Here is a 25,701-nt window from a genome sequence, read left to right as displayed (position 1 = left end):
CCGAAGCTGGAGGGAGCTAGTATTTATGAGCATTGAGATCAGCCCACCGCATGTGGACGAGTTGAAGCCTCGCATCGCGGTGATCGGCGTTGGCGGCGCTGGCGGTAACGCCATTGCAAATATGATCGCCGCGTCGGTCGAGGGCGTCGATTTCATCGTGGCCAACACCGATGCGCAGGCGCTCAATGCTTCGCCTGCTGAACGCCGTATCCAGCTTGGCCCGCAGATTACCGAAGGTCTTGGCGCCGGATCGCGCCCCGAAATCGGGAAAGCCGCTGCCGAAGAAACCATCGCCTCGGTCGAAGACGCGCTGAACGGCGCGCATATGTGCTTCATCGCGGCCGGCATGGGCGGCGGCACCGGTACGGGCGCTGCTCCCGTCATCGCCAAGGCCGCGCGCGACAAGGGCATCCTGACCGTCGGCGTCGTGACCAAGCCCTTCACCTTCGAAGGCAACCGCCGCATGAAGTCGGCGGAAAGCGGCATCGACGAACTCCAAAAGCATGTCGATACGCTGATCGTCATCCCGAACCAGAATCTGTTCCTGATCGCCAATCCGAACACGACCTTCAAGGAAGCGTTCCAGATGGCGGACGAAGTGCTGCAACAGGGCGTTCGCGGCATCACCGACCTCATGGTCATGCCGGGCCTCATCAACCTCGATTTTGCCGATGTCCGCTCGGTCATGGGCGAAATGGGCAAGGCGATGATGGGAACCGGCGAAGCGGAAGGCGACGGCCGTGCGCTTCAGGCGGCGGAAAAGGCTATCGCCAACCCGCTGCTCGACGGCGTGTCGATGCGCGGTGCGAAGGGCGTCATCGTATCCATCGTCGGGGGCGAGGACATGCGCCTGATGGAGGTCGATGAAGCCGCCAACCATATCCGTGAGCTGGTTGATCCCGATGCCAACATCATTTGGGGTTCGGCCTTCAATGACGGACTGAACGGCAAGATCCGCGTATCGGTCGTCGCTACCGGCATCGACAGTGAAGCGACCGCTGGTGCCGCGCCGCTGACCCAGCCTTTCAGCTTCGCCAGCCGCCCGGCTGTTTCGGTCCCCGCAGCTTCGCGTCAGGCGCCTCAGCCTGCATCTGCTCCCGCCGCAGCGCCTGAGCCTGAGCCGGAGACGCTGGAACTGGACGTGCCCGCCGCTCCCGAGCCTGCGCCCATCGCAGCGCCCGCGCAGCCGGCGGCTGCCACGCCCAAGCCTGCTCCTGCGACGCCATCGCGTCCGGCGGCGGTCTTTTCCGACGAGGATCCCTCACAGGATGAACTCCTGCTCGGCGCCGAGGAAGCGGAACCCGCGCCCGCTCCGGCTCCCGCACCACAGGCTGCGCCACGGGTCGCCACTGGCGGCACCCTGTTCGAGCGTATGGCCGGTCTCACCAGGGGAGCGGACAAGCATGCCGCTGCAAGCGAGGATGCCGGATCGACTCCCGACATTCCACGCTTCCTCAACCGCCAAAGCAATCAGTAAGGCGGCAACCTTAGCCATTTATCCTGTCGAAGCGCGCCGTCGGTTGCATCGGGCGACCGGGCGCGCTTTTGCCTTCGGTAAATTTCCCATTCACGCATCGATCCGCTAAAGGGCTTGTGTGAAACGCTCAGCTTTATGGATTCTCGGTGGTCTGATTATATCGGGGACCGCCCAGGCACAGCCCGCCCAAATTCAGGCGATCCGCCCTTCAGGCGCTGAAAATCTCAGCCGCAACCTTTCTCGCCTGGCGTCCAATCCGCGGGATGTCGATGCGCTGATCGGCGCTGGCGAAGCGGCGGTCGATATGGACGACATGCGCGCGGCGGCGGGCTTTTTCGGGCGCGCCGATGCGATCCAGCCCAATAATGGCCGGGTGAAGGCGGGCCTCGGGCGCGTCATGCTGAAAACGCAAAATCCTGCCGAAGCGCTGCGGCTGTTCGACCAGGCGACGCGGCTCGGTTTCGGGGAAGCGACGCTGCTGGCCGACCGTGGTCTGGCGCGCGACATGACCGGCGATCAGGCGGGGGCGCAACGAGACTATCAGGCCGCTCTCAAACGCGCGCCTCAGGACAGTGAGCTGCTGTATCGCTATGCCGCTTCGCTGGGCATATCGGGCCAGATCGATGCCGCCGAAAAGGTGCTTCAGCCCTTGCTCTATAAAAGCGATCGCGGCGCGTGGCGGTATCGCGCCTTTATCATGGCGATGAACAATAAACAGGCCGAGGCGCGCAAGATCGCGAGCCAGACGATGCCGCCCTCGCTCGCCTCTGCGCTGGGCCCCTATATGGAGAAGATGCCCTATCTGACGCCCGCGCAAAAGGCGGCGGCGGTGCATTTCGGGCGCTTCCCCACGACCGTTGGAACTTCGATGGCCGCCGCTGCGCCTGCGCCTGCGCCAGCAGTGCCCGCACCGGCCGCAGTCGTGCCGGAGCGGCCCGTCCCGGCTCCCGCGCAACAGGCATCCGCGTCAGGCGCGCGCGTTCAACGGGTACAGCCTGAACGGCCCAAGCCCGCACCAATGCAGAGTGCGCCCGCGCAGCCTCAACGCGCGCCGGCTTCCGTCCCGGCGCCATCCTCGCTGGCGCAGACCCCTCCCTCGGTGCGTCAGGCTCAAATACAGGGGCCGCCCGCTTCAGCGTCCGTGCCGTCCCAATCCTCATCGTCCGCCATTCCAGCAACCCAACCCGGCACTGCCCCCGCCACGCAGCCATTGCCGCCTGAACAGCCGTCGGCAACGGCTGCCGCATCGGTCCCGCGTCAGCAGCCCAATCCCGAAGCGACCCGTTCGCTCGCCGACATCATCCGCGCCATCGACGTCCCGGAAGAGGAGCGTCGCCCAACCGTTGCGGCTGTCGATCTGGCTGAAATTGCAGCGCTCCAGGCCGCCCAGCGGGCCGAACAGCAAGCAGAGGCAGAGGCGGCCAGAAAGGCAGCTGCCACCGCCAAGGCAAAGGCGGCCGCCGCCGCAAAGGCCAAGGCTGAAGCGGATGCAAAGGCGAAGAAGGCCGCAGAGGAAAAGGCTCGGCTTGCCGCCAATCCCTCGCGCAATTGGGTCCAGATTGGCATCGGCACCGACCGTGGTGCATTGGCGTTTACGCTCAAGAGCCTGCGCCGCAAATATGATGACGTCGCTCCACAAGATGGCTGGGTAGCAAGCTGGGGCCGGACGAACCGCCTGCTTATCGGCCCCTTCGCCAGTTTCACACGCGCCAAAGCCGTCGAATCCAAGCTGAAATCGGCAGGCGCGGATGTCTTTGCCTGGCAAAGCGACGCGGGAGAGGTGGTCGAGCGGCTGGGAGGGAAGTAAGAACATCCGCATGACGACGCTTGCCCCCTATGCTTCGCACCCTGACCGCAGTCGCGGCCGACTCCATCCCGAGGCTGGCGGAGAGATGCGCGGCCCGCGCGACATTTTTCAGCGTGACCGCGATCGCATCATCCATTCCATCTCTTTTCGCAGGCTAAGGCACAAGACACAGGTGTTCGTGTCGCCCGACGGCGATCACTTCCGCGTTCGGCTGACCCACAGCCTGGAAGTCGCGCAGATCGGCCGCACGACCGCACGCACGCTCGGCCTCAACGAAGATCTCACCGAAGCGCTCTGCCTTGCCCATGACATCGGCCATCCGCCCTTCGGTCACGCGGGGGAGGACGCGCTGGAAGCGGCGCTCGATGAGCATGGCGGCTTCGATCATAACGCCCACACGCTGCGTACGCTGATGCTGCTCGAATCGCCATATCCCTGCTTCGCCGGTCTTAACCTCAGCTGGGAAATGCTGGAGGGGCTGGCCAAGCATAACGGCCCGATCGACCATCCGGGCTGGGCGATGCAGGAAGTGGATGCCCTCTTTCCTCTGGAACTGGGCAGTCATGCCTCATTGGAAGCGCAACTCGCCGCGATCGCCGACGATATCGCCTATGACAATCATGACATTGATGACGGCTTGCGCGCAGGCCTTCTGACGCTCGACCAGCTTCTGACTGTCCCCATCGTCAAACATTGCTGGGATCGGGTTCGCGCTCGCTACCCCGATATTCCGCAGGACCGGCTGCTACGCGAACTGGTCCGCGAACAGATTGGTGTCATGGCGACCGATCTGATCGCATCGACGCGGGATAATATCGCCCAGGCGCGGATCGAGACGGTGGAGGATGTGCGCGCTGCTGGCCGCGCGCTGGTCTGCTTCTCGCCCGAACTCGCGGCGCAGGAGCGGGAGCTGAAACGCTTCATGTATGCGGCGCTCTATCACCATCCGTCGCAACTGGCCGCCGCCGATCGTGCGCGCATCATCGTGCACGATCTGTTCCGCGCCTATCAGCAGCAGCCGCAACTGATGCCGGCGGAATGGCAGGACGACTGCCTGCTCGATGAGCCGCGCCGCAGCCGCCATATCGCCGACTTCATTGCGGGCATGACCGACCGCTATGCCGAAAAGCGCCATGCGGAGATATTCGGCGAACTGGCGGTAGCCTGACTCGCCCGGTCCGGCTCCTTCCGCGCGACCTTCACTGCCCGACCGATTGAGCAATTGACGCCGCGCTGCATTTCCCGCAATGCGAAGACGTCTCTGGTGCCCGGAAGATTCGGGCCCGGACATGATGCGGGAGAGCATGGGAAGCCTTTCAGGCCACCCCGTCGCCGAAGGAGCAACCGCCCCGGAATCTCTCAGGCCAAAGGACCGCATCGTGGGCAGGCGCTCTGGAAAGCGGACGGTTTAATCGCCGTCCCACCGAAGGGGTAAGCCATCCGGTCACTGGCCGGTGGTCAAAGCTCTCAGGTTCCGTGACAGAGGGGGTGGCATACGCAACAGGTCCGATTCCGGACCGCGGCGTCTGTCGCCAATCACTCGCACGGAAAGGCCGCCCCTCATGTCCGGCAATGACGACATCGCCCATATCGAAGAAGAATTGCCCCTGCAGGACTTGCCGCTGGACGCTTGGCATCGGGCAAAAGGCGCGCGCATGGTCGGTTTTGCCGACTATAACATGCCCATCCAATATGAAGGCATCATGGCCGAGCACGCATGGACCCGCGAGCATGCGGGCCTGTTCGATGTCAGCCATATGGGCCAGCTGCTTTTTTCCGGCGAAGGCGTGGACGACGCGCTTGAACATCTGCTGCCGAGCGACATCAGGGGGTTGAAGCCCTTCCGCCAGCGTTACTCGATGCTGCTCGATGAGGATGGCGGCATTCTGGACGACTTGATGGTCTCCCGTCTGGGCGGTGACGCCTTTGACGGCGCGGACATCTACATGGTCGTCAACGGCGCGACCAAATATGACGATATGGGCTGGATGATCGAACATCTGCCCGATGAGGTCGTCATGAATCATATGGATGAGCAGGCGCTGCTCGCCCTGCAGGGGCCGGAAGCGGGTGAGGCGCTTGCCAGCCTGATCCCTGAAACCGCCGACCTTCTGTTCATGCAGTCTGGCCTCTTCATCTGGCGTGGCGTGCCGCTGTGGATCAGCCGGTCGGGCTACACCGGCGAGGATGGCTTTGAAATCAGCGTGCCCGGCGATGATGTCACGCTGCTTGCAGACGCGCTGTGCGGTTTGCCGCAGGTGAAACCGATCGGCCTTGGCGCGCGGGACTCGCTTCGCCTTGAAGCCGGTTTGCCGCTTTATGGCCATGATCTTACGCCCGCGGTCAGCACGATCGGCGCGGATCTGGGCTTTGCGATCCAGAAACGCCGCCGGGAGGAGGGGGGCTTCATCGGCCATGCTCGCGTGATGAAGGAATTGGCCGATGGACCCGGATCAAAACGCGTCGGTTTGAAGATAGAAGGCCGGCTGCCCGCGCGGGAAGGTGCGCCGATCTTCGCCGGAGTGGCGCGGGTGGGTGAAGTGACGTCCGGCGGCTTTGCGCCTACCGTCGGCGCACCCATCGCGATGGGCTGGGTTAGCCTGCCGCACAGCGCGATCGACACCGCGCTCGAAATCGAGGTGCGCGGCAAGCGCATCGCCGCGACCGTCGCTCCGATGCCATTCATTCCGCATCGCTATCGTCGCAAAGCCTGATTTTTTCTTTTCCGAGGGGAGAAGCACCACATGAGCCGTTATTTCACTGACGAACATGAATGGATCGATGTCGAAGGCGAAATCGCCACCGTCGGCATCACTGATTATGCGCAGGAACAGTTGGGCGACATCGTGTTCGTCGAACTGCCTGCCGAGGGCACGACTTTTGACAAGGGCGACGACGCCGCAGTCGTGGAGTCGGTCAAGGCCGCGTCCGACGTTTATGCGCCCATCTCCGGCGAAGTCGTCGAGGCCAACAGCGCGCTTGAGGATGAACCCGCGCTCGTGAACAGCGATGCAGAGGAAGATGGCTGGTTCTTCAAGCTGCGCATCACCGATACGAGCGAGCTGGACGGCCTGATGAATGAAGCCGCCTACAAGAAGTTCGTCGCCGCGCTTTAACAGACATAAGTCCCTCCCATCAGGGAGGAGGAAAGGGGTGGGTCGCGACCGCAGGGAGCGTCCGCCCCATAGAGATGGCGGCAGGCTTGCTTTGCTCGCTACCACCCCAGACCCTCCCGTGAAGGGAGGGGGGAGTTTTGGAACATGCGCTACCTACCCCTTACCGATGCAGACCGGCAGGACATGCTGTCCGTTATCGGCGCGGCATCCATTGACGACCTGTTCGTCGATGTCCCCGCTGAAGCGCGCCTTCCCGGAAAGATCGGCGGCCTGCCCGATCATGCCAGCGAACTGGCGGTCGAGCGCCATATGGCGGCGCTGGCGCGGAAAAACCTGTCGGCGGGGGAGGCGCCCTTCTTCCTGGGCGCAGGCGCCTACAGGCATCATGTTCCTGCCAGCGTCGATCATCTGATCCAGCGCGGCGAGTTCCTGACCGCCTATACGCCCTATCAGCCGGAAATCGCGCAGGGCACGTTGCAGGTGCTGTTCGAATTCCAGACGCAGGTCGCCCGCCTGCTCGGCTGCGACGTCGCCAACGCCTCCATGTATGACGGCTCGACCGCCTGCTGGGAAGCGATCGGCATGGCTCGCCGCATCACCAAGCGCGGCAAGGCGATCCTCTCCTCCGGCCTGCATCCCCATTATGTCTCGGTCGCCAACACCATGGCGAAGTTCACCGGCGACACGCTGGTGCATGAAGCGCCCACCCTGGACGCTGCCACCGATATCGATGCGCTGATCGCCGGCATCGACAAGGATACGAGCTGCGTCGTCGTCCAATATCCCGACATCCTCGGCCGCATCGCCGACCTGACCCCGCTCGCCGAGGCGGCGCACGCCGCAGGTGCGCTGCTGGTCGCGGTGGTAACGGAACCCGTCGCGCTGGGTGCGTGCCGGGCGCCGGGCCATATGGGCGCGGACATCGTCGTGGGCGAAGGCCAGTCGATCGGCGTCGGCCTGCAATTCGGCGGGCCTTATCTGGGCCTGTTCGCGTGCAAGCAGAAATATGTCCGACAGATGCCGGGCCGCCTGTGCGGCGAGACGGTCGACGCGGCGGGCAAGCGCGGCTTCGTGCTGACCCTCTCGACCCGCGAACAGCATATCCGCCGTGAAAAGGCGACGTCGAACATCTGCACCAATTCGGGCCTGTGCGCTCTGGCATTCAGCATTCACATGACCCTGCTGGGCGAAAAGGGCCTGCGGGAACTTGCGGCGCTGAATCATGCGCTCGCCTGTCAGGCTGCTGAGCGCCTGGCGCAGGTGCCGGGCGTCACGCTGCTCAACGACAGCTTTTTCAACGAATTCACGCTGATCCTGTCAAAGGACGCGCGCGAAATCGTCCGTAACCTTGCGGACAGGGGCGTGCTGGGCGGTGTTTCGCTGGGCCGCCTGTTTCCCGATGCGCCGCAGATCGGCAACGGCCTGGTTGTCGCCGTCACTGAAACCGTGACGCCGGAGGATATCGAAACCCTTGCCAAGGCGCTTGAGGAGGAACTGGCATGACCATGCTCAAGGAAGGCCGTCCCACCGCGCCGCAGGCCATCACCCAGGCCGATGCGCCTCCGGCAACCGTCACTGGCAACCGCGCCCTGATGCTGGAAGAAGCGCTGATCTTCGAGATCGGTTCGACCGACACCACCGGCGTCGATTTCGCGGAGGCCCCGAAAGTCACCAGCCGCCTCGGTAATCTCGCCCGCACGGACGGCATCGGCCTGCCGGGCCTGTCGGAACAGGAAACGGTGCGCCATTATACGCGCCTCAGCCGCCAGAACTATGCCATCGACCTTGGCCTGTTCCCGCTCGGCTCCTGCACGATGAAGCACAATCCGCGCCTGAACGAGAAGGTCGCGCGGATGCCCGGTTTCGCCGACCTTCACCCGCTGGCGCCCCAATCGACGGTGCAGGGCGCACTCGCGGTGATCCATGAACTGGCCGAATGGCTCATCAAGCTGACCGGCATGCATTCGGTCGCGATGAGCCCCAAGGCAGGCGCGCATGGCGAACTATGCGGCCTGCTTGCGATCCGCGCCGCGCTCGAAGCCCGGGGTGACGCGCGCAGCGTCATCCTCGTCCCTGAAAGCGCCCACGGCACCAACCCCGCCACCGCAGCCTTCTGTGGCTACAAGGTCGAGGACATACCCGCTACGCTGGATGGCCGCGTTGACCTTGAAGCGCTCAAGGGCCGTCTCGGCCCGGACGTCGCGGCGGTGATGATCACCAACCCCAACACCTGCGGCCTGTTCGAGCGAGACATGAAGACGATCTCTGACGCGGTCCATGCCGCCGGGGCCTTCGTCTATTGCGACGGTGCGAACTTCAACGCCATCGTCGGCCGGGTCCGCCCCGGCGACCTTGGCGTCGATGCGATGCATATCAACCTGCACAAGACCTTCTCCACCCCGCACGGCGGTGGCGGTCCCGGTTCCGGCCCGGTGGTGCTGAGCCAGGCGCTCGCTCCCTTCGCGCCGCTCCCCTTCGTCGAGCGTCAGGGCGATCAATTCGCGCTGATCGAAGAAGAAACGGCGCAGGGCCATCATGGCCAGACCTTTGGCCGCATGGTCGCCTTCCACGGCCAGATGGGCATGTTTACTCGCGCGCTCACCTATATTCTCAGCCATGGCGCGGATGGACTGCGGCAGGTCGCGAGCGACGCGGTGCTCAATGCCAATTACATCCTGCGCAGTCTGGACGATGTGCTGGACGCGCCTTTTGGCCAGAGCGGCCCATGCATGCATGAGGCGCTGTTCAGCGACAAGGGGCTGGCCGAAGGCTTCACCACGCTCGACATCGCCAAGGGGCTGATCGACGAAGGCTTCCATCCCATGACCATGTATTTCCCGTTGGTCGTCCATGGCGCGATGCTGATCGAACCGACCGAAACCGAAAGCAAGGCAGCGCTCGATCAGTTCATCATGGCGCTGCGCAGCCTCGCCCAGCGCGCCAAGGCGGGGGACGAGGCGTTGAAGGGGGCGCCCCATTTCGCACCGCGCCGTCGCCTTGACGAGACGCTTGCCGCTCGCAAGCCGATCCTTGCATGGACCGACCCGGCACTGGCGCAGGCCGCAGAATGACCGGCGGACCGGAGCCGTGGGAACCCGGTTCCGGCCCCGCTGCGGCGGACAAGCGCCATGCCCCCGCAACCGAGCGCAATCGCGACGCCATCCTCGCTGTCCTGCGAGACGAGCTGCCACCTTCCGGCCTTGTGCTGGAGGTGGCGAGCGGAAGCGGCGAACATGCGGTTCATTTTGCCACCACCTTGCCCGCGCTCGACTGGCAGCCCAGCGACCCCGATCCTGCGGCGCTTGCCTCCATCGAAGCATGGCGCGTTGAGGCCCGCTGTCCCAACCTGCGCCCGCCCGTCCGGCTTGATGCGGCGGCAGACTGGCCGATCAGGCAAGCCGACGCGATCCTGTGCATCAACATGGTCCACATCAGCCCTTGGGAAGCGACGGTCGGATTGATGAAAGGGGCGGGAAGGCTTCTGCCTCCCTCGGGCCTTCTCTACCTTTACGGCCCCTTCCTTCGGCAGGACCTTGCAACAGCGCCCAGCAACCTTGCTTTCGACGCCTCGCTAAAGTCTCGCGATCCGCAATGGGGCCTGCGCCGCATGGAGGATGTAGTCGCCGCCGCCGGGGGTGAAGGGCTGGCCTTTCAGAAGCTGGTCGAAATGCCCGCCAACAATCTATCGTTGCTCTTCCGCAAGCGCCTGTCCTGAAAAGCGCTTCGACAGGCGAGATCGAAGCGGATATGGGGCGAAAGCTGATGCCCGATACGCTGCCATCCCTCGTCACTGCGGAACTCACCGCGCCTGCTGATCCTCGCGCGGCGGCCATGGCGGGCGCGTTGGCGGCGAAATATCCTTATGCATCGCGCGCCGTGCTGTTCTACGGCTCTTGCCTGCGAGAGAAGAATCTCGATGGGCTGATGCTGGATTTCTACCTTATCGTGTCGGACTATCGCGGGGCTTATGGCAAAAGCTGGCTGGCCACCGCCAACCGGCTGATCCCGCCCAATGTCTTCCCGTTCGAACATAACGGCCTGGTCGCCAAGTATGCTGTGCTTTCGGAGGCGGACTTCGCTCGACTGAACAGCATGGATGCTGACAATGTTTCGGTCTGGGCGCGCTTTGCCCAGCCTGCCCGTCTGCTCTGGGTGGCGGATGATCTTGCGCGGCAGCGGGCGGTCAGCGCTATCGCCAGCGCCGCGCCGACACTGCTGTCGCTGGCCCGCCCAATGGCGAAGGCGCAGGACGCGCTATCGCTCTGGAAGACTGGCTTCACACTGACCTACAACGCCGAATTGCGGGCGGAGAAGAAGGGGCGTTCCAACTCGATCGTGGACGTAGACGCCGACCGCTATCGCCGTTTTGGAGAGGCCGCGCTGGCTGATGGGCTACCGCCTTCGCCGAAAGATGCGCCTGCCCGATGGCGCGAGCTTCAGCGTCGCGGCAAGCGCCTGTCGGTTATCCGTCTTGCCAAGGCCAGCTTCACCTATGCGGGCGGCATCGATTATCTGGCGTGGAAGATCAATCGCCACGCAGGCACGGCGATCGTCATCAAACCCTGGCAGCGCCGCTGGCCGCTGCTTGGCGCGCTTACTCTGCTGCCGCGGCTGTTCCGGGGTGGTGCGATCCGTTGAGCGCATTGGACAGCGCGTGGGACAGACCCATCAGCGTATAGGGCTTTCGCAGCACCTGGTGCCCGCCAAATTCCGAACCCTCCGCAATATCGCCCGCATATCCGGTGACGAACAGCACCGGCACATGTGCGTAGGCAGCGGGCAGGGAGCGGACCATTTCCGGCCCGGTCATGTCTGGCATCAGCACATCGCTGACTATCAGACCGATGTCACGGTGACTGGCAAGCAGCTTAGCGGCCTTTGACGGATGATCGCATGCGACGGGCAGATGGCCCAGTTCCGCCAGCGCCGCCATCGTCTGGTTCAGCACGCGGGGATCATCCTCGACGACCAGGATGCGCGTGGGTGGATGCAGCACCGGCTCCCGATCGGACAGGGGCGCTTCACCAGCCGATTGCCCGCTGAGGCTGACCCGGCGGGGCAGGTAGATCTGGACACTGGTACCGTGGCCCAATTCCGATTCGATGCGGATTTCACCTTGGCTCTGCCGTACGAAGCCGAAAATCTGGCTAAGCCCCAGCCCGGTGCCCTTGCCGACGGGTTTGGTCGTGAAAAAGGGTTCGAATACTCGAGCGAGAACGTCGGGGGCCATGCCGCATCCATCGTCTGTGACGCTCAGCACGACATAATCCCCCGCCGCGCATTCCCCGATCTCGTTTCCAGCGAGCAGCGCCTGGCGCGTTTCGATGACCAGCCTGCCCCGACCATCCATCGCGTCGCGGGCATTGACGCACAGGTTCAATATGGCGTTTTCCATCTGGTGCTGATCGACGAAAATGTGCCAGCCATCAGCCTGATTATCGAAGGAGACAATGATCTGGTCGCCGATCGACCGGTCGATCAGTTCCGCCATGTCCTTTACCAGCATGTCGGGATCGACGGCGCTGGGCAGCAGTGGCTCGGAGCGGGCGAAGGCGAGCAGGCGGCGGGTCAGCGCCGCGGCGCGGGTTGCGCCGTCCATGGCATTGTCCAGATGCCGGGAAGCCTCCTGCGGCTTCAGGCGCAACGTGCGCTTGGCCAGTTCCAGGCCGCCGACGACGACCGCGAGCATGTTGTTGAAATCATGCGCGATGCCGCCAGTCAACTGGCCCACGGCATCCATCTTCTGCATCTGGCGCAGATTTTCCTCGGCGGCCGCGCGTTCCGCCGTTTCCTTTTTCAATTGCTCATAGGCGCTCGACAGCTCCACGGTGCGCGCGGCAACTGCGGCCTCCATCCGGTCGGCGCGCTCGGCCTCCATGTCCGCGATGCGGCGGGCGCTGCGACGCTCGGTCAGGGCTGCGTTCGCCATCCATAGCGCAAACAGGACGCAGACAAACAGCACCAGACCGAACAGACGCGAGGTTCGATCAACCCATTGCGTGCGATTGCCCGCCAGCTTCACCGCCAGGCTGCGTTCCTGAAGCCGGCCATTTTCGGCCTGGATCACCCGGTCGAGCAACTTGTTGATATGCTTCAGCTCTTCTGACTTGCCCGCCTGGTGGAATTGGCCCAGGGCGGCCATCTTCTGGTCATAGGTTGTGCGCAGACCGATTTCGTTCAGCGTCTTTCCGCGCTGCTCGAAGGCCTGCTTTAATTCCCGCACATTGGCTCGCTGCCATCCCGATCGGCGCGTTGCATAGGTCAGCAGCTTGAGCTGGCTCGACGCGGTACGCCATTGATCCTGGAATAGGCGGCCAACGTCGGGATCCAGGCTGATCACATAGCGGGCCAGCGTCACTTCGGCGCGCGCGGTCTTGGCCTCAAACGCGCGGGCAAGGGCGATAATCTCGAAACTGCGCCGCTGTTCCGTCAGCGCGCGTTCATGATCCCGCGTCGCCGTGCTGGCGCTGTAGAGCAGGGTGCCGAGCGCCCCGACCAGCAATATCACCAGGACGAGTGGAAGGAAGCGTCGTACCGCTGCTTGCCAGCCGGACTCCTGATCTTCCATGCAATAACTGTCCGCCATCAACCCTTACATTAGTCGAACAGTATTACCGGCGAAATATCAAGGATGAAAAGGTTCCCCGATGTTGTTGCCCTTCGTCGGACACTCGCGTCGCAAAGGCGGCAAGGCGCTTGCTGGCGCGATTAAGCGATGGCTCCGGTCGCCTTTCCAGCGACCTCGAATATGCCGATGATCTGCCCGACCTGTTCGTCGCTATGCTCTGCGCAAAGCGAGCAGCGTAGCAGGAACGTGCCAGCCGGTGTCGCGGGCGGCCGAGCCATGTTGACATAGAGACCCAGTTCCAGCAGCGCCTGCCACATCGCAACAGCCTGGGTCTGATCGGTCAGGATTACGGCGATGATTGCCGATTGGGGCGTTTCAGTCCCCAGCTTGAAACCAAGGTCCGTCAGGCCCTTGTGCAACCTCTGGCTGTTCTTCCAAAGATGCGCGCGCTTTTCCCCCGCATGCATGAGCTTGCGGATCGAGGTGGCGGCGGTGGCGACCACGCTGGGCGGCAGCGATGCGGTGAAGACATAGGGACGGCAGACCAGGCGCAGCACTTCGAACTTGGGATGGTTGGACACGCAGAATCCACCCACCGTGCCAACTGATTTGGAAAAGGTGCCGACGACGAAATCGACGTCATTCTCGACGCCCTGCTCTTCATACACGCCGCGCCCGTTGGCTCCGAAAAAGCCCATGCCATGCGCTTCATCGACCAGGATCATGCAATTGGGATGCTTGCGCACAGCCGCGACCATCTCGGGCAGGGGGGCGACGTCGCCCAGCATCGAATAGACGCCTTCCAGCACGACCAGCTTCTGCGCGTCCGCAGGCAGGCGGCCAAGGCGCTTGTCCAGATCCTCGACGCTGTTGTGGCGGAAACGGACGATCTCCGCATCGCCCAGGAAGCAGCCGTCATAGATGGAGGCGTGACTGTCGGCATCCAGAATGATGTAATCGCCACGACCCGCCAATGTGGAGATCATGCCCAGATTGGCCTGGTAACCGGTGGAAAAGACCATCGCGCCGGAGGTGCCGTAAAATTCCTTGAGCGCCTCTTCGACTTCCTTGTGGCCCTGATAGGTGCCGTTCAGCACGCGGCTGCCGGTCGTGCCAGCGCCAAATTCGTCCAGCGCCTTCTTGCCCGCCGCGACCACATCCGGGTCGAACGTCATGCCCATATAATTATAGGTGCCGAGCAGGATCGTTTCCCGGCCCTTGATAACCGCCTGGGTCGGTGACTTCACCTCGTCCATGACGATCGCAAAGGGATCGCGCACGCCAGTCGCCAGCAGCGCCTCGCGCTCGGCGATCAGCGGATCGAATTTGGAAAACAGGTCGCGCGCGCCGGTCACTTCGGCGGGCGTGTGGGCGTCGGTGGCGGTTTCCGCTGCGTCTGTCATCTCGTTATCCAAATATCCGTTCGTCCCCACTTGAGCGGTGGGACGTTACGCGAATGCGCGGGTCGTTTCGCCCGCTTGCGAAAGCAGCCCGGATCAGCCTTTCAGCTTCGCCACAGCATCGACAAGCTGGCCGACGGTCTCGATTTCGGCCTGCATGTTCATCGTGATGATGATGTCGAACTCGTCCTCGATCGCCGCGACGAAATCCATCACCGTCAGGCTGTCCCATTCCAGGTCGCCTGCAAAGGTGGTGGCCTCGCTCAGTTCGACGCCCTTCTTGTTGAAGGGGCCGATCTGCGCGGTGATGCTATCGAAAATCTGCTGGCGATCCGTCATTATCTGTTCAAAGCTTTCCCGTGAAAGGGTGGCTTTTGCCCCCAAGCCTCGCCTCTTGGCAAGGGAATAAGGCGGCAATCGGGCAGCATCGCGCCCGATTGTGCCACCGATTTGGGTGTCAGCGGAAATTGTCGGCGTATGCCTGAATCTTCAACGTCTTGGGCGGCGTGGCAATGAGGCTGTAGTCGATGCCATATTTGTCGGCATAGGCGCGCGCGGCGTCCTGCGAGGGAAAAGTCAGCTTCACCTGGCTCTGCGTATCGCCTGATCCGGCCCAGCCCGTCAGGGGATCGGGCTTTTTCGCCTCGCTCGGTGCGAACTCCAGCACCCATTTGTCGGTCCGCGCCTTGCCGGACTGAAGAGCGTTCTTCTGGATCTGATAGATGCGCGCAGCCATCGTGGCGTCAAACTCCTTGGGGCGATGGCTCCGTTGCACCAGCGGGTGTCTGGAAGTCAAGGCTTGCGGCGGGTATCGGCGCGTTTCGTGCGTAGCGTTGCGGCGGCGCCCGCAGGATCGTCGGGCCAGGGATGTCTTGGATATCGGCCGCGCATCTCCTTGGCGACCGCGCTCCAGCTTCCCGCCCAAAAGCCGGGCAGGTCGCGCGTCGTCTGGATCGGCCGTCCCGCAGGAGACGTCAGCGACAGGACAAGCGGGATCCGTTCGCTCCCGACGACCGGATGCTCGGCCAGGCCGAACAGCGCCTGCACCCGCAATTCGACCTTGGGCCCGCCCTCTGCGGCATAATCGATCGCATTGCTGCTCCCCGCAGGCGAGCGGAAATCCGGCGGGGCGAGCCGGTCGAGCTGTTGCTTGCCGTCCCAGCCGATCAGCCCTTCCAGCACTGCCGACAGCTGCGACCGGTCAATGTCCGACAGGCGCCGCTTGCCCGTGAGCAGGGGTAGGAGCCACTCGTCGAGGCTGGTGATCAGCGCCGCGTCCGAAAGCGCCTCGATCCCGGCGAACCCCGCCCGCATCCTGAGTGACCGCGCGGCCTCCGACCAGGGCAGCAGGTCCAGCCCGCCACGCCTGACGCCGTCCAGCAGAGCCACCGCCACTGCGTCTGGGTCCGGCCTGTCATCCGACCCGGACGAAAGCCGTACCGCGCCGAGCCGCCTTTCCCGCAGCGCCTCTATCCCGCCGGTCTCGGGCCGGAAGCGCACGGTGCGATGTTCCGCCACCCGGTCGCTGAACAGGCGCAGCACATCGTCCTCGTCGATCGGCGCGGCAGACAATATCCGCGCACCCGCAGCGCTGCCCTGCACTTCGCCAACCGCCAGCCACTCCTCCCGCGCGAGCGGGCTGGCGGGGTCCAGCCGGAAGCCGCGCCCACCCACGCTGGCCCAGTCCGCGCCGTCTGCGGACCGGCGCTTCGCCACCCGGTCGGGAAAGGCGAGGGCGAGACAAAGGCCGATGCTCCTGTCTCCCTTCCCGCCGCCAGAAGGGGTCGGCGTGACCTTTATCAGGCCAGCCCATCGCCTCGCCATTGCCCGGGCCGCGTCGGCCCGCTTCCCGGACTCCCGCCGCCATCGCATCCGCCGTTGCGACAGGTCGATGTCCTGCCCACCGACTCCGCGCTCGCCCAGCAGCACGGCTACGTCGGCGGCAACCTCCGCCAGACCCATCTCACCCGCCCGGATCAGCATATGGCCGATCCGCGGGGCAAGCGGCAGCCGGGCCAGCGCCTTGCCATGCGCCGTGATCCGGCCGTCCTTATCCAGCGCTTCCAGCGCCGTCAGCCGCGTTCTCGCCTCGCTCAGCGCAGCCGCAGGCGGGACATCGAGCCAGCGCAGGCTAGCCGGATCGCTCACCCCCCACAGAGTGCAGTCGAGCAACAGGCTCGACAGGTCGCTTTCCAGAATTTCGGGCGGGTCAAAGGGCGGCATGCCCGCCGTCGCCGCCGCTTCCCACAGGCGGTAGGCTACACCTGGCCGTTGCCGCGCAGCGCGTCCTGCCCGCTGCGTCGCCGCCGCCTGGCTTGCCCGTTCGGTGACAAGGCGCGTCACGCCGGCTGCCCGGTCATAGCGCGGACGGCGCGCCAGCCCCGAATCGATCACGATCCGCACGCCATCAATGGTCAGGCTTGTTTCAGCGATGGACGTCGCCAGAATGACCTTGCGCAGCCCCTCGCGCGATGGCCGGATGGCGGCCCGCTGGGCTGCGGGATCGAGGCTGCCGTGCAACCGGTGCACCTCGACGCCCAGTCCCTCCAGTCGCTCCGCCGTCCGTTCGATCTCGCCGACGCCGGGCAGGAAGGCGAGCAGGTCTCCTTTGCTTTCTTCGGTCAGCGCGCGCCGCACGGCCGCAGCCATCTCGTCCTCGATCCGCCTTTCCGCCGACCGCCCCAGATGCCGCAGTTCCAGCGGTTGTATCCGCCCCTCGCTCTCCAACACCGGCGCGTTGTCCAGCAAGGCCGCGAAGCGCGCGCCGTCCAGTGTCGCCGACATCGGCACGATGCGCAGGTCCGGCCGCAACGCGCCCTGAGCATCCAGCGCCAGAGCCAGGCCGAAATCGCTGTCCAGGCTCCGCTCATGCACTTCGTCAAACAGCACTGCCGACACGCCCGACAGTTCAGGATCATCCTGTATCCGCCGCACGAAAATACCCTCGGTCAACACCAGGATGCGCGTCCGTGCCGACTGCTTGCTGTCCATGCGCGTGGCATAGCCAACGGTTCCGCCCGCCGCCTCGCCCATCATTTCGGCGATACGTTCCGCCGCCGCGCGGGCCGCCAGCCTGCGGGGGGACAGCAGCAGGATCTGGCCCGTGCACCATGGCTCGTTCAGCAGGGCAGGGGCGACCGCCGTCGTCTTGCCCGCGCCGGGCGGCGCGACGAGTACGGCGTTGCTTGCCTTTCGCAGCGCGTCCAGCAGCCGGGGCAGAACATCATATATGGGTAGCGGGGCACTCATCCTGCGTCCCTGTCGCGCCAATCAGCCGTCAGCGCAAGCCATCGAACCCGCCCGCCACGCCACCGATATGCGTGGCTATCCAAAAAGCAGGGCGTGCACCGGATTCGTCGGGTCCAGCAGCATCTTCGCCGTCAGCCCCAGCGACATGACGATCAATAGCGGCCGGATCAGCTTGCTGCCGAACCGCATGGCCAGATGCGACCCGATCTGCCCGCCGGTGATGCTGCCCACGGCCATCGCCAGCCCGGCGATCCAGATCACATGGCCGCCCGCGATCATCGTCATCAACCCGGCGATGTTGCTCGCGAAATTCGCGGCTTTCGTCTGCGCCGTCGCCCGGACCAGCCCCAACCCGCCCAGCGCCACGAATATGGTCGTGTAGAAAGCGCCCGCGCCGGGGCCGAAAAAGCCGTCATAAAAGCCGATTCCCCCGATCAGCAGGCTCAGCGCGACGATGCCCACCCGGCTGCGCCGATCCATCTCGCTCACCTTGGGGGAAAAGGTGAAATAGGCGGCGAGTGCAATCAGCAGCGCGGGCATCAGTCCCGCCAGAATGGCAGGGTCCACGCGCTGGATCAGCCATGCGCCGCCCACTGACCCGGCAAAGGCGGCGATGATCGGCCAACGATAGGCTTTCAGATCCATATGTCCCGCCCGCGCGTAAGCGATGCAGGCGCCGAAGGTGCCAAGGGAGGATTGCAGCTTGTTGGTGGCAACGGCGGGGACGGGCGGCACCCCGGCGGCGAGCAGCGCGGGCAAGGCGATCAGGCCACCGCCGCCCGCCATGGCGTCGATGCACCCGGCAATCAGCGCGGCCCCCATCAGGAAAGCCAGAGTTTCGGGAGATAAGATCATGTAAGGGGCGCCCCGCTCATCCTGCCGCCCGCCCGAGCTTGCGAACGCAATCGGCGGGACGCAACATGATACGATCGGGAAGTCCCAATTCCTCAATAAGCGCGTGCAATGGCGAACTCGACCGCCTCGGTCAGCGCGGCCTTGGCGCTGCCTGAGTCGAACTGACCCAGTGCATCGATCGCCCGCTGGCCATAGAGCCGCGCCCGCGCCAGCGTGTCGTCAATCGCGCCCGTCTTGCGCAGCAGCTGCGTTGCATGCGCCAGGTCCTCGTCGGCCACCCGGTTGCCCGCCATAGCCTGCTTCCAGAAAGCGCGATCGTCTTCGGCGCCGCGCGCATAGGCCAGGATTACCGGCAGCGTTACCTTGCCATCGCGGAAATCGTCGCCTGCATCCTTGCCCATGGTCGCGCCATCCGATTCATAGTCGATGGCGTCGTCGATTAGTTGGAATGCGATGCCGAGGTTGCGGCCATAGACGTCCAGCGCCTTTTCCTCCGCCTCGTCCCGGTCCGCGACGACCGCCGAAATCCGGCATGCGGCTGCGAACAGGGCGGCGGTCTTTGCGCCGATAATGTCCAGATATTGTTCTTCGCTGGTGTCGATCTTGCGCTGGGCGGTCAGCTGGTTGACCTCACCCTCGGCGATCACCGCCGAGGCGTTGGACAGGATCTTGAGCACCTTGAGCGATTCCGCCTCGACCATCAGTTCGAAGGCGCGGGAAAACAGGAAGTCGCCAACCAGCACGCTGGCGCTGTTGCCCCAGATGATGTTGGCGGTCTTGCGGCCCCGGCGCAGGCCCGACCCATCGACCACATCATCGTGCAGCAGCGTGGCGGTGTGGATGAACTCGACCGCCGCGGCCAGCTTGTAATGGCGGCTTCCCGCATAGCCCACCAGCTGCGCGCAGGCGAGCGTCAGCATCGGCCGCATCCGTTTGCCGCCGCCTGCGATCAGATGGCCCGCCAATTCGGGGATCAGCGGTATGCGCGACTGCATCCGGTCCAAAATGACGACATTCACATGGTTCATGCCCTGGGCGACCAGCGCCATCATCGGGGCGAGCGAAGGCGCGCCGTTGGCGCGGCCGATGGGATGGACATTGCCGGAGGCGGGTGCGGTCATGACCCGGCCCATGTGGCGGCGCAAAATGCAGATGGCAAGCGGGAATAGCTTGCGCGCGGCGCGGGATGGCGCAAAAAGCGCGCGAAGATTGGGAGGACAGGCGTGGACGAGACTTTGAAAGGGTATCGCGAGAGCATCGACAATATCGACGCCGCGCTCGTGTTCATGCTTGCCGAGCGTTTCAAGGTCACACAGGCGGTCGGCGAATATAAGGCGACCCATGACCTGCCGCCTGCCGACCCCGGCCGTGAGGAACGCCAGATCGCCCGCCTGCGTCAGCTTGCGACCGATGCCAATCTCGACCCGGACTTTACCGAAAAATTCCTGCGCTTCATCATCGATGAAGTGATCCGCCATCATGAACGGCTACGCGAAAGCTGAACGCCGCCCTATTGGTCAGGCTGGCTCGTTTACCGTTTCGCGATTGCCTCGCGACCGTCCCAAAAGCACGCCCACCAGCGCCAGCGCGAATCCCGCCAACTGGACTGGCCCCAGCCGCTCGTCGAACAGCAGCCAGGCTTCGATAGCGGCCAATGGCGGCACGAGCAGCAGCAGCATCGACATACGGGTCGGCCCCTGTTTCCGCACCAGCCAGATCAGCAAGGACAGCCCGCCTGCCGACAAGCCCAGCACCGACCAGCCAAGCCCCATCCATAGCAATGGACTATTGTCCCAGCGCATCTCACCGATTGTCAGCACAGCGCCGATCGCGACCAGCGCTCCACCTGCATTCTGCACAGCGCCTGAAATCCAGATGCCATCGCGCGCGATCGAACCGCGCTGCACCATTGTGCCGCCGGTCATGCCGATCACTGCGACGAATCCGGCAATGGCAGGGATTAGCGGGATGCCGTCCGCACCGGATCGCTCGATCGCTGGCAAAAGTACGCAGGTGACGCCTGTAATTGCTATGGCGAGCCCTGCCCATGCGCGGCCTAGCAGCCGGTCGCCCAGCAGGGCCACGCTCGCCACCGCGACCATCAAGGGTTGCAACGCCCCCAACAATGCCATGATTCCCGCTGGCATGCCATTATAGACGGCCCACCAACTCACTGTCAGATAGACGCCATGCAGCATCGCGCCCGCAACGATGTGCAGCATTAATCGCTTCCCGCGGGGCAGTTTCTGCCGTGCGCCCAAAGCGATCATGGCCAGCAGCATCGCCGTCAGCGTCAGCCGGATGCTTAATATCAGTTCGGGCGCGCCATGCGGCGCCATTCCCCGCGCAACGATGAAGCCGGTGGACCAGATGAGGACGAACAGCAGTGAGGCGCCGATTGCGATCATTCGCGACCGGCCCGGATCGCCGCGCCGCCTGCAAATGGCGTGATCGCCACCAGCAGCAGCGACGCTGCCCCCAGGAATTTGAGCGCCGCGCCGCTGCCATCCCCCAACGTCCCCGCGCCGAAGATCAGCAGCGGCACCGCCAGCGGCAATGCCAGCAGCCCTGACAGCGCGCCGCTAGACCGCAGTCCCGCCGTGAGACTCGCTACCAGCAGCCCCAGCGCAGCCAGCGCCGGGGTTCCGATCAGCAAGCCCAGTTCCAGCAGCCCTATCGTCGCCCCGTCCAGCTTCAGCAGCGCCGCCGCTGGCAAGGTTGCGATCATCAGTGCCGGGCCGAAGCCAAGCCAATGCGCGATCAGCCGCGACAATATCACCATCTCCTCGCCAATGCCGCGCAGGGCGATCTGGTCCAGCACGCCAGCGTCCCGGTCCGGCGCGATCAGCCGATCGACCGGCAGCAGGCTGGCGAGCAGCGCCGCGATCCACAGCATACCTCCGCCCGACCGCCGCAGCAGCGCCGCGTCCGGCCCCACTGCAAAGGGATAGAGGCTGGCGACCAGCAGCAGGAATGCGATCGGCAGCCATAGTCCCGCAGACTGCCAGGCCTGCCGCAAGTCTCGCGCGGTGAGCAGCAGGATCAGCCTCACGCAGCATCCTTTGCCAGATAATCGGCAAGCGCGATGGTCACGGGAGCTGCCATCGGCAACGGCTGATGCGACGCCGCCACGACGACCCCCCCCGTCGCCAGATGCGCCTCCACCGCCGCGCCCAGCAGCGCGAGCGACGCGTCGTCCAGCCCGTTCCCCGGCTCGTCCAGCAGCCACAGCGGCGCGCCACCGGCAATCACTCGCGCCAGGGAGGCGCGTTTGCGCTGCCCGGTCGACAGCATCCGCACCGGTATGTCGCGGATCGGTGCCAGCGCCATGGCGTCCATCGCCCGGTCCAGCGTCTCCGGATCAGCGCCATCCAGCCGCGCCCAGAAGCCCAGCGCCGTCTGCAACCTGTCCTCCATGTCCAGCGCAAGCCGTTCGTCGGCCAGCGCGATCCGTCCGCGCCGCTCGATCGTGCCGGCCACCGGTCGTAGCAGCCCGGCGCAGATCCGCATCAGGCTCGACTTGCCGATGCCATTGGGTCCGCGCAGCAGTGCGCTTCCGCCCGGTTCCAGCGTCAGGTCCACCCCCCTGAACAGCAGTCGCCCGCCGCGCGCGCAGGCAATGCCCGACAGGCACAGCGCCGCATCGCTCATGGTGCGACCATGTCCTCCAGAACCTGCATGTCCACATCGGATAGGCCGAAATGATGGCCGATCTCATGCACCACCACATGGGTGATCAGCGCATCCAGCGGCACGCCCGTCTCCACCCATTCATCCAGCAGCGGCCTGCGGAACAGATGCACCGTCGGCGGGCTGTCTCCGGTCTGCACCGGTTCCCCGATCGGACGGCCGCTGTAAAGGCCGGTGAGGCCGAACGGGTCGTCGATCTCCATTTCCTTCAATATCTGTTCATCGGCGAATTCCTCAACGAAGAGGGCGACGTTGGACAGATGTGACCGGAACGGATCGGGCAGCCGCGACAAAGCCTCCAGCGCCAGGCTTTCGATCCGGGCGCGCGTTGGCGGCAAAAGAAGGGGTTGACCATTGTCGGACATGGCTGCGACATAGGCGAAACAATAATATGAGGATAGGGCCATGATTGGTAAACTGTCCGGGGAAGAACGAGATCGGGAACTGGCCGATCTCCCCGAATGGACGGCGATAGCGGAGCCGGAAGGCATTCGTCGCCGCTTTGTCTTCGCCGATTTCAACGCCGCCTTCGGTTTCATGGCGCGTGTTGCGCTGCTCGCCGAACAGGCGAACCATCATCCCGAATGGTCCAACGTCTATAATCGGGTCGATATCACCCTGACGACGCATGATGCGGGCGGGCTTTCCCGCCGTGACATCGACATGGCTAAGGCGATCGACGCGTTGCTCGCCTGATCGGGCGGATCACTGCGGCCTGGCTTCGATATGATCTTCATAGCCATGCAGAGCCGCGATGACAGCCGCATCGCCGGCATAGCGCCGCCGCAACATCGCCAGCTTCGCATCGGTGCCGGTGCATAGTTCGGCGATATTTTCGATCAGGAACACACGGCGCTCGCTGTCATAGGGTTCCTCGCCCCGGAAATGGTCGCATCCGTCGCGATCCACCATGAAACTGGTGACTTCCTGCGGGAAGGGCAGCGGCTGCACGGCGTCCGGGGAAGGAGGAAGGTCAAGCGAGTTCATCGGCGCAGGCTGCGCCCGCACGGTGACTTCTGGAGAAGGCCGCTGCCGTGCGGCGACCACCTCGATCGATTCGCCCTCTATCGCGTTGAAGGAAACCACGGGAGGGGGCGCAACGGCATTGTCGGCGGACACGGCATCGCCGGACGCATCACGGCAACCCGCCGTCAGCGTCAGCATCATCACCAATGGAAACAGTCCCACCCGTGTGCCCACCGATTTCCTCCCGCAATATGGCAATTAGATCAGCGACATGCGGCAGTCGCTGTTCCTCTTCATCGAGAATCGCCATGAATGCGGCTTGCCTATAGGCGCGCACGCTCTCTTCGGGAAGGCGGCTTGCTGCGGGCAATGCGGAAATTACGATATCCAGCAGGCGTTCGACACCATGAAGGCGTCCCCATAAATAGTCATTCTCACGGTAAGCCCTGCTAAAGAACGCGCCGAAGTTATTGAATTCTATCCCCTTTAACGTCGCCTCTGCCCCGCCGGAGCGGATAGCGCTGCAATCCTCTGGCGAAATCCGGTCCACCTTCACCGGATCATATTCATCCATGGCGTGGCCCTGAAGCAACGGTAGGGTCGCGATGTCGTAAAAGGGAAAGCCGAGATAGGCGAGCAGCATGGTGCGCCGCTCCCCCTTGGGCAGCCCGGCCAGCGCATCCGCCAGCATCATGTCCGCCGTGCCGTCTCGCTCATCCAGGCCTCGCGCCTGCGCGATGGCGTCCAATGCCGCCGCAGGATTGTTGGGCAATTCCTTCGCAGCCGACCGGATCGCGCCATTGTAGAAATCCGTGCCCTCACACTCGGTGTAATGGGCCAACGCCTCATATATGGCGTCATGCATCTTCTGGACGGCCGCATCGCCTTCCTGCGACCCCACCTCCAGCGTATCGGCCAGCCGCCGCGTCAGGAAACGCAGCCGCCGGATACGAAAGGAAAGATCGTGGGTGCGGAAGAACAGCACGGGCGGTGAACCCGGCCCGACATCCTCGGTCAACCGATCCGCGCCGATCGCCCGGACATGCGACCAGAGCGCCTGCCGGTAATTTTCGCGCATCAAGGGGCTTTCTTCATCGCTCAGGCGAAAAAGCAGGGCGGCAAGATCCTCGACAATGCCCGACAGTTTCAAATGCCCATAAGCGGGAAAGGCGAAGCCCGCTGAATTGGCCGCGCGCTGCTGCGCCTTGGCCCGCCAGGCGGAAAGCCGCGCCGCGGTGGGGCGGTCCAGAAACAGCATGCCGCCCATCGCGCTTTCGACTTCCGCCTCGATGCCCGGCCGCAGCGCGTTCAAAATGCGCACCACCCTGCGGATACGGGAGGAATGGCGGTCGATCGCGTCCAGATTGTCGCGGATCGGCTGTTCGCGCGGAATGTCGCTCAGGGCGCCGAATATGGTGCGAAAAAATCCCGGCAGCGGGGCATTCTCTCCTGTTGCCTCCTCCTGCTGGTCGCCTTCACGGTTGAGCCGGACGGACCGGTGGCCGGGCTTGGGATCGATATAGACGAACCGCCGGTCAACCTCGCGTCGCGACGGCCGGTTGCGCAGCGCCCCGATCGCCTGGGCAAAGGGGGCGTTGGCCAGAACCGAACCGTCGATCAGCACGGCGTCCTCCGCCGTTCCCCGCGCGGCATGCCGTGGCAAGGCATGGGCCAGAAACGCATCGCGCGTCGGCCAGGCGCGATGACGGCGTTTGAGCACCTTGTCCAGTTCGCGCACGGTGAAGGGCGGGAATGCGCCGGGGAAGCTCGCCGTCGCCCGCGCGGCAAAGACCAGTTCGGCCGGATCGGCAAAGATCCGATCGCCCCGACCCCGCGCGCGAAAGCCGATCGACAGCCGATGCTCTGTCTCCACCACTTGGGGCGGGCTGTTGAGATTAAGGCTTTGCGGGTGCCCTTCGAAATCGGTGACCGTGACGAACAGGTCCAGCGGATGTCCTTCCGGCAACAAAGGCGGTCCGCGTTCGGCCTTTTCCATGGCGTCGAACGCATCCAGGATCATCGCGGTGAATATTTCGCCGCCAAAAGGAGGCTCGAACCAGCGCGATCGGATGAAATTGGACAGCTTGTGCCGCACCTCCTCGCGCGTGTTGGGGGCGACCGTGCGCTCTACCGTATCGCCGGGATGCCGCGCCGCCATCCAGACGAGCGGGGTTGCCCAGAATTTGGTGATCCGCCGGGCGGGCCGGGCGTCAGGGTCCAGCAACTGCTCCACATCGGCATTTTCCAGCCACAGGTCGGTCAGCGGTTCCAGTGACTGGCCGGTCTCGAGCGCTTGCGCCAAAAATATGCCGTTGATGCCGCCCGCGCTCGCCCCGGCAATAATGTCGGGCATTACACGCAGACGAATGCCGCTCGCCGCCTCCAGATCTTCCAGCAGCTTGCGATATACGGCCTCGCTGCTGTTGCCGCTGGTCGTTCCGTCATGGAAACCGCGACTTGCCCGTGCCAGCCGCCAAATCTCCTTGGTGATGCCGTGCATGTAGACCGCCAGGCTGATCCCCCCATAGCAGACCAGCGCAAGGCGCAGTTCGCGTTCCTTCATGTGGCGAGCA

The 25,701-nt window shown here is 64.4% G+C and carries 24 protein-coding genes and 1 riboswitch; of the genes, 11 read left to right on the top strand and 13 right to left on the bottom strand.

Annotation, left to right across the window (positions count from 1 at the left end; all coding sequences use genetic code 11):
* The first annotated feature begins 25 nt into the window (after window positions 1–25).
* The 9 genes from ftsZ (at window position 26) to K663_RS12030 (ending at window position 11,038) form a co-directional block, all read left to right on the top strand.
* Window positions 26–1,477 carry a cell division protein FtsZ gene (gene ftsZ, locus K663_RS12070; protein ID WP_062117853.1) on the top strand — a complete coding sequence of 484 codons (1,452 nt, stop codon included), beginning with the start codon at window positions 26–28 and terminating at the stop codon, window positions 1,475–1,477.
* A 118-nt stretch (window positions 1,478–1,595) separates the two neighbouring features.
* The gene (locus K663_RS12065) at window positions 1,596–3,284 is read left to right on the top strand and encodes a tetratricopeptide repeat protein (RefSeq protein ID WP_062117851.1); all 1,689 of its coding nucleotides are present in this window, start codon (window positions 1,596–1,598) and stop codon (window positions 3,282–3,284) included.
* A 10-nt stretch (window positions 3,285–3,294) separates the two neighbouring features.
* Window positions 3,295–4,452, top strand: a complete 1,158-nt coding sequence (locus K663_RS12060) for a deoxyguanosinetriphosphate triphosphohydrolase (RefSeq protein WP_062117848.1) — start codon at window positions 3,295–3,297, stop codon at window positions 4,450–4,452.
* Between the two features lie 117 nt (window positions 4,453–4,569).
* Window positions 4,570–4,669, top strand: a riboswitch (glycine riboswitch).
* A gap of 177 nt (window positions 4,670–4,846) precedes the next feature.
* A complete protein-coding gene (gene gcvT / locus K663_RS12055; protein WP_062117844.1) occupies window positions 4,847–5,998 on the top strand; it encodes a glycine cleavage system aminomethyltransferase GcvT in 1,152 nt (383 codons plus the stop codon).
* 30 nt (window positions 5,999–6,028) lie between these two features.
* Window positions 6,029–6,400: a glycine cleavage system protein GcvH gene (gene gcvH, locus K663_RS12050; protein WP_037462442.1), complete on the top strand. Its 372-nt coding sequence runs from the start codon at window positions 6,029–6,031 to the stop codon at window positions 6,398–6,400.
* Window positions 6,401–6,544: 144 nt separating this feature from the next.
* Window positions 6,545–7,903, top strand: a complete 1,359-nt coding sequence (gene gcvPA, locus K663_RS12045; protein ID WP_062117841.1) for an aminomethyl-transferring glycine dehydrogenase subunit GcvPA — start codon at window positions 6,545–6,547, stop codon at window positions 7,901–7,903.
* Window positions 7,900–9,471 (top strand): aminomethyl-transferring glycine dehydrogenase subunit GcvPB, encoded by a 1,572-nt coding sequence (gene gcvPB / locus K663_RS12040; protein ID WP_062117838.1) that lies wholly within the window; start codon window positions 7,900–7,902, stop codon window positions 9,469–9,471. Before gcvPA ends, gcvPB begins: the two co-directional genes overlap by 4 nt.
* Complete coding sequence (locus K663_RS12035; RefSeq protein WP_062117835.1) at window positions 9,468–10,115, top strand: DUF938 domain-containing protein; 648 nt, start codon at window positions 9,468–9,470, stop codon at window positions 10,113–10,115. Before gcvPB ends, K663_RS12035 begins: the two co-directional genes overlap by 4 nt.
* 47 nt (window positions 10,116–10,162) lie before the next feature.
* Window positions 10,163–11,038 (top strand): hypothetical protein, encoded by an 876-nt coding sequence (locus tag K663_RS12030; RefSeq protein ID WP_062120817.1) that lies wholly within the window; start codon window positions 10,163–10,165, stop codon window positions 11,036–11,038.
* Here the strand turns inward: K663_RS12030 and K663_RS12025 are convergent.
* The 7 genes from K663_RS12025 to K663_RS11995 form a co-directional block, all read right to left on the bottom strand.
* The gene (locus K663_RS12025) at window positions 10,995–12,986 is read right to left on the bottom strand and encodes an ATP-binding protein (protein WP_062117833.1); all 1,992 of its coding nucleotides are present in this window, start codon (window positions 12,984–12,986) and stop codon (window positions 10,995–10,997) included. The two genes, K663_RS12030 and K663_RS12025, sit on opposite strands and share 44 nt — an antisense overlap.
* Before the next feature lie 122 nt (window positions 12,987–13,108).
* Entirely contained in the window at window positions 13,109–14,371 is a 1,263-nt protein-coding gene (spt, locus tag K663_RS12020) for a serine palmitoyltransferase (protein ID WP_062117830.1), read from the bottom strand.
* A gap of 93 nt (window positions 14,372–14,464) precedes the next feature.
* Window positions 14,465–14,707: an acyl carrier protein gene (locus tag K663_RS12015; RefSeq protein ID WP_062117828.1), complete on the bottom strand. Its 243-nt coding sequence runs from the start codon at window positions 14,705–14,707 to the stop codon at window positions 14,465–14,467.
* A 118-nt stretch (window positions 14,708–14,825) separates the two neighbouring features.
* Window positions 14,826–15,104 carry an ETC complex I subunit gene (locus tag K663_RS12010; protein WP_062117825.1) on the bottom strand — a complete coding sequence of 93 codons (279 nt, stop codon included), beginning with the start codon at window positions 15,102–15,104 and terminating at the stop codon, window positions 14,826–14,828.
* A 56-nt stretch (window positions 15,105–15,160) separates the two neighbouring features.
* On the bottom strand, window positions 15,161–17,617 hold the full coding sequence (gene hrpB, locus K663_RS12005) for an ATP-dependent helicase HrpB (RefSeq protein WP_062117822.1): 2,457 nt from the start codon (window positions 17,615–17,617) through the stop codon (window positions 15,161–15,163).
* A 75-nt stretch (window positions 17,618–17,692) separates the two neighbouring features.
* Entirely contained in the window at window positions 17,693–18,472 is a 780-nt protein-coding gene (locus K663_RS12000) for a TSUP family transporter (RefSeq protein ID WP_062117819.1), read from the bottom strand.
* A gap of 92 nt (window positions 18,473–18,564) precedes the next feature.
* Entirely contained in the window at window positions 18,565–19,593 is a 1,029-nt protein-coding gene (locus K663_RS11995) for a polyprenyl synthetase family protein (RefSeq protein WP_062120814.1), read from the bottom strand.
* Window positions 19,594–19,695: 102 nt separating this feature from the next.
* Here K663_RS11995 and K663_RS11990 point away from each other — a divergent pair, with 102 nt between their 5' ends.
* A complete protein-coding gene (locus tag K663_RS11990; RefSeq protein ID WP_062117816.1) occupies window positions 19,696–19,974 on the top strand; it encodes a chorismate mutase in 279 nt (92 codons plus the stop codon).
* Window positions 19,975–19,989: 15 nt separating this feature from the next.
* Here K663_RS11990 and K663_RS11985 read toward each other — a convergent pair whose 3' ends face one another.
* From K663_RS11985 to K663_RS11970, 4 genes are read right to left on the bottom strand one after another with little or no spacing between them, the layout of a single operon-like run.
* Window positions 19,990–20,880, bottom strand: coding sequence for a DMT family transporter (locus K663_RS11985; RefSeq protein WP_062117813.1), 891 nt, complete (start codon window positions 20,878–20,880; stop codon window positions 19,990–19,992).
* Entirely contained in the window at window positions 20,877–21,524 is a 648-nt protein-coding gene (locus K663_RS11980) for a heme exporter protein CcmB (protein ID WP_062117810.1), read from the bottom strand. The genes K663_RS11985 and K663_RS11980 overlap by 4 nt, the downstream gene beginning before the upstream one ends.
* On the bottom strand, window positions 21,521–22,123 hold the full coding sequence (gene ccmA, locus K663_RS11975) for a heme ABC exporter ATP-binding protein CcmA (protein ID WP_062117806.1): 603 nt from the start codon (window positions 22,121–22,123) through the stop codon (window positions 21,521–21,523). The genes K663_RS11980 and ccmA overlap by 4 nt, the downstream gene beginning before the upstream one ends.
* Window positions 22,120–22,527: a metallopeptidase family protein gene (locus K663_RS11970; protein ID WP_083535972.1), complete on the bottom strand. Its 408-nt coding sequence runs from the start codon at window positions 22,525–22,527 to the stop codon at window positions 22,120–22,122. The genes ccmA and K663_RS11970 overlap by 4 nt, the downstream gene beginning before the upstream one ends.
* 40 nt (window positions 22,528–22,567) lie before the next feature.
* Here K663_RS11970 and K663_RS11965 point away from each other — a divergent pair, with 40 nt between their 5' ends.
* Window positions 22,568–22,858 (top strand): 4a-hydroxytetrahydrobiopterin dehydratase, encoded by a 291-nt coding sequence (locus K663_RS11965; RefSeq protein ID WP_062117800.1) that lies wholly within the window; start codon window positions 22,568–22,570, stop codon window positions 22,856–22,858.
* Window positions 22,859–22,867: 9 nt separating this feature from the next.
* Here K663_RS11965 and K663_RS11960 read toward each other — a convergent pair whose 3' ends face one another.
* Both K663_RS11960 and K663_RS11955 read right to left on the bottom strand, forming a co-directional pair.
* Window positions 22,868–23,329: a hypothetical protein gene (locus K663_RS11960; protein ID WP_062117797.1), complete on the bottom strand. Its 462-nt coding sequence runs from the start codon at window positions 23,327–23,329 to the stop codon at window positions 22,868–22,870.
* Entirely contained in the window at window positions 23,298–25,691 is a 2,394-nt protein-coding gene (locus tag K663_RS11955; protein ID WP_083535891.1) for a patatin-like protein, read from the bottom strand. The genes K663_RS11960 and K663_RS11955 overlap by 32 nt, the downstream gene beginning before the upstream one ends.
* Window positions 25,692–25,701: the final 10 nt, after the last annotated feature.

The sequence above is a fragment of the Sphingobium sp. MI1205 genome, from assembly GCF_001563285.1.
Lineage (GTDB): Bacteria > Pseudomonadota > Alphaproteobacteria > Sphingomonadales > Sphingomonadaceae > Sphingobium.
This window is presented reverse-complemented; position numbering and strand designations above follow the sequence as displayed.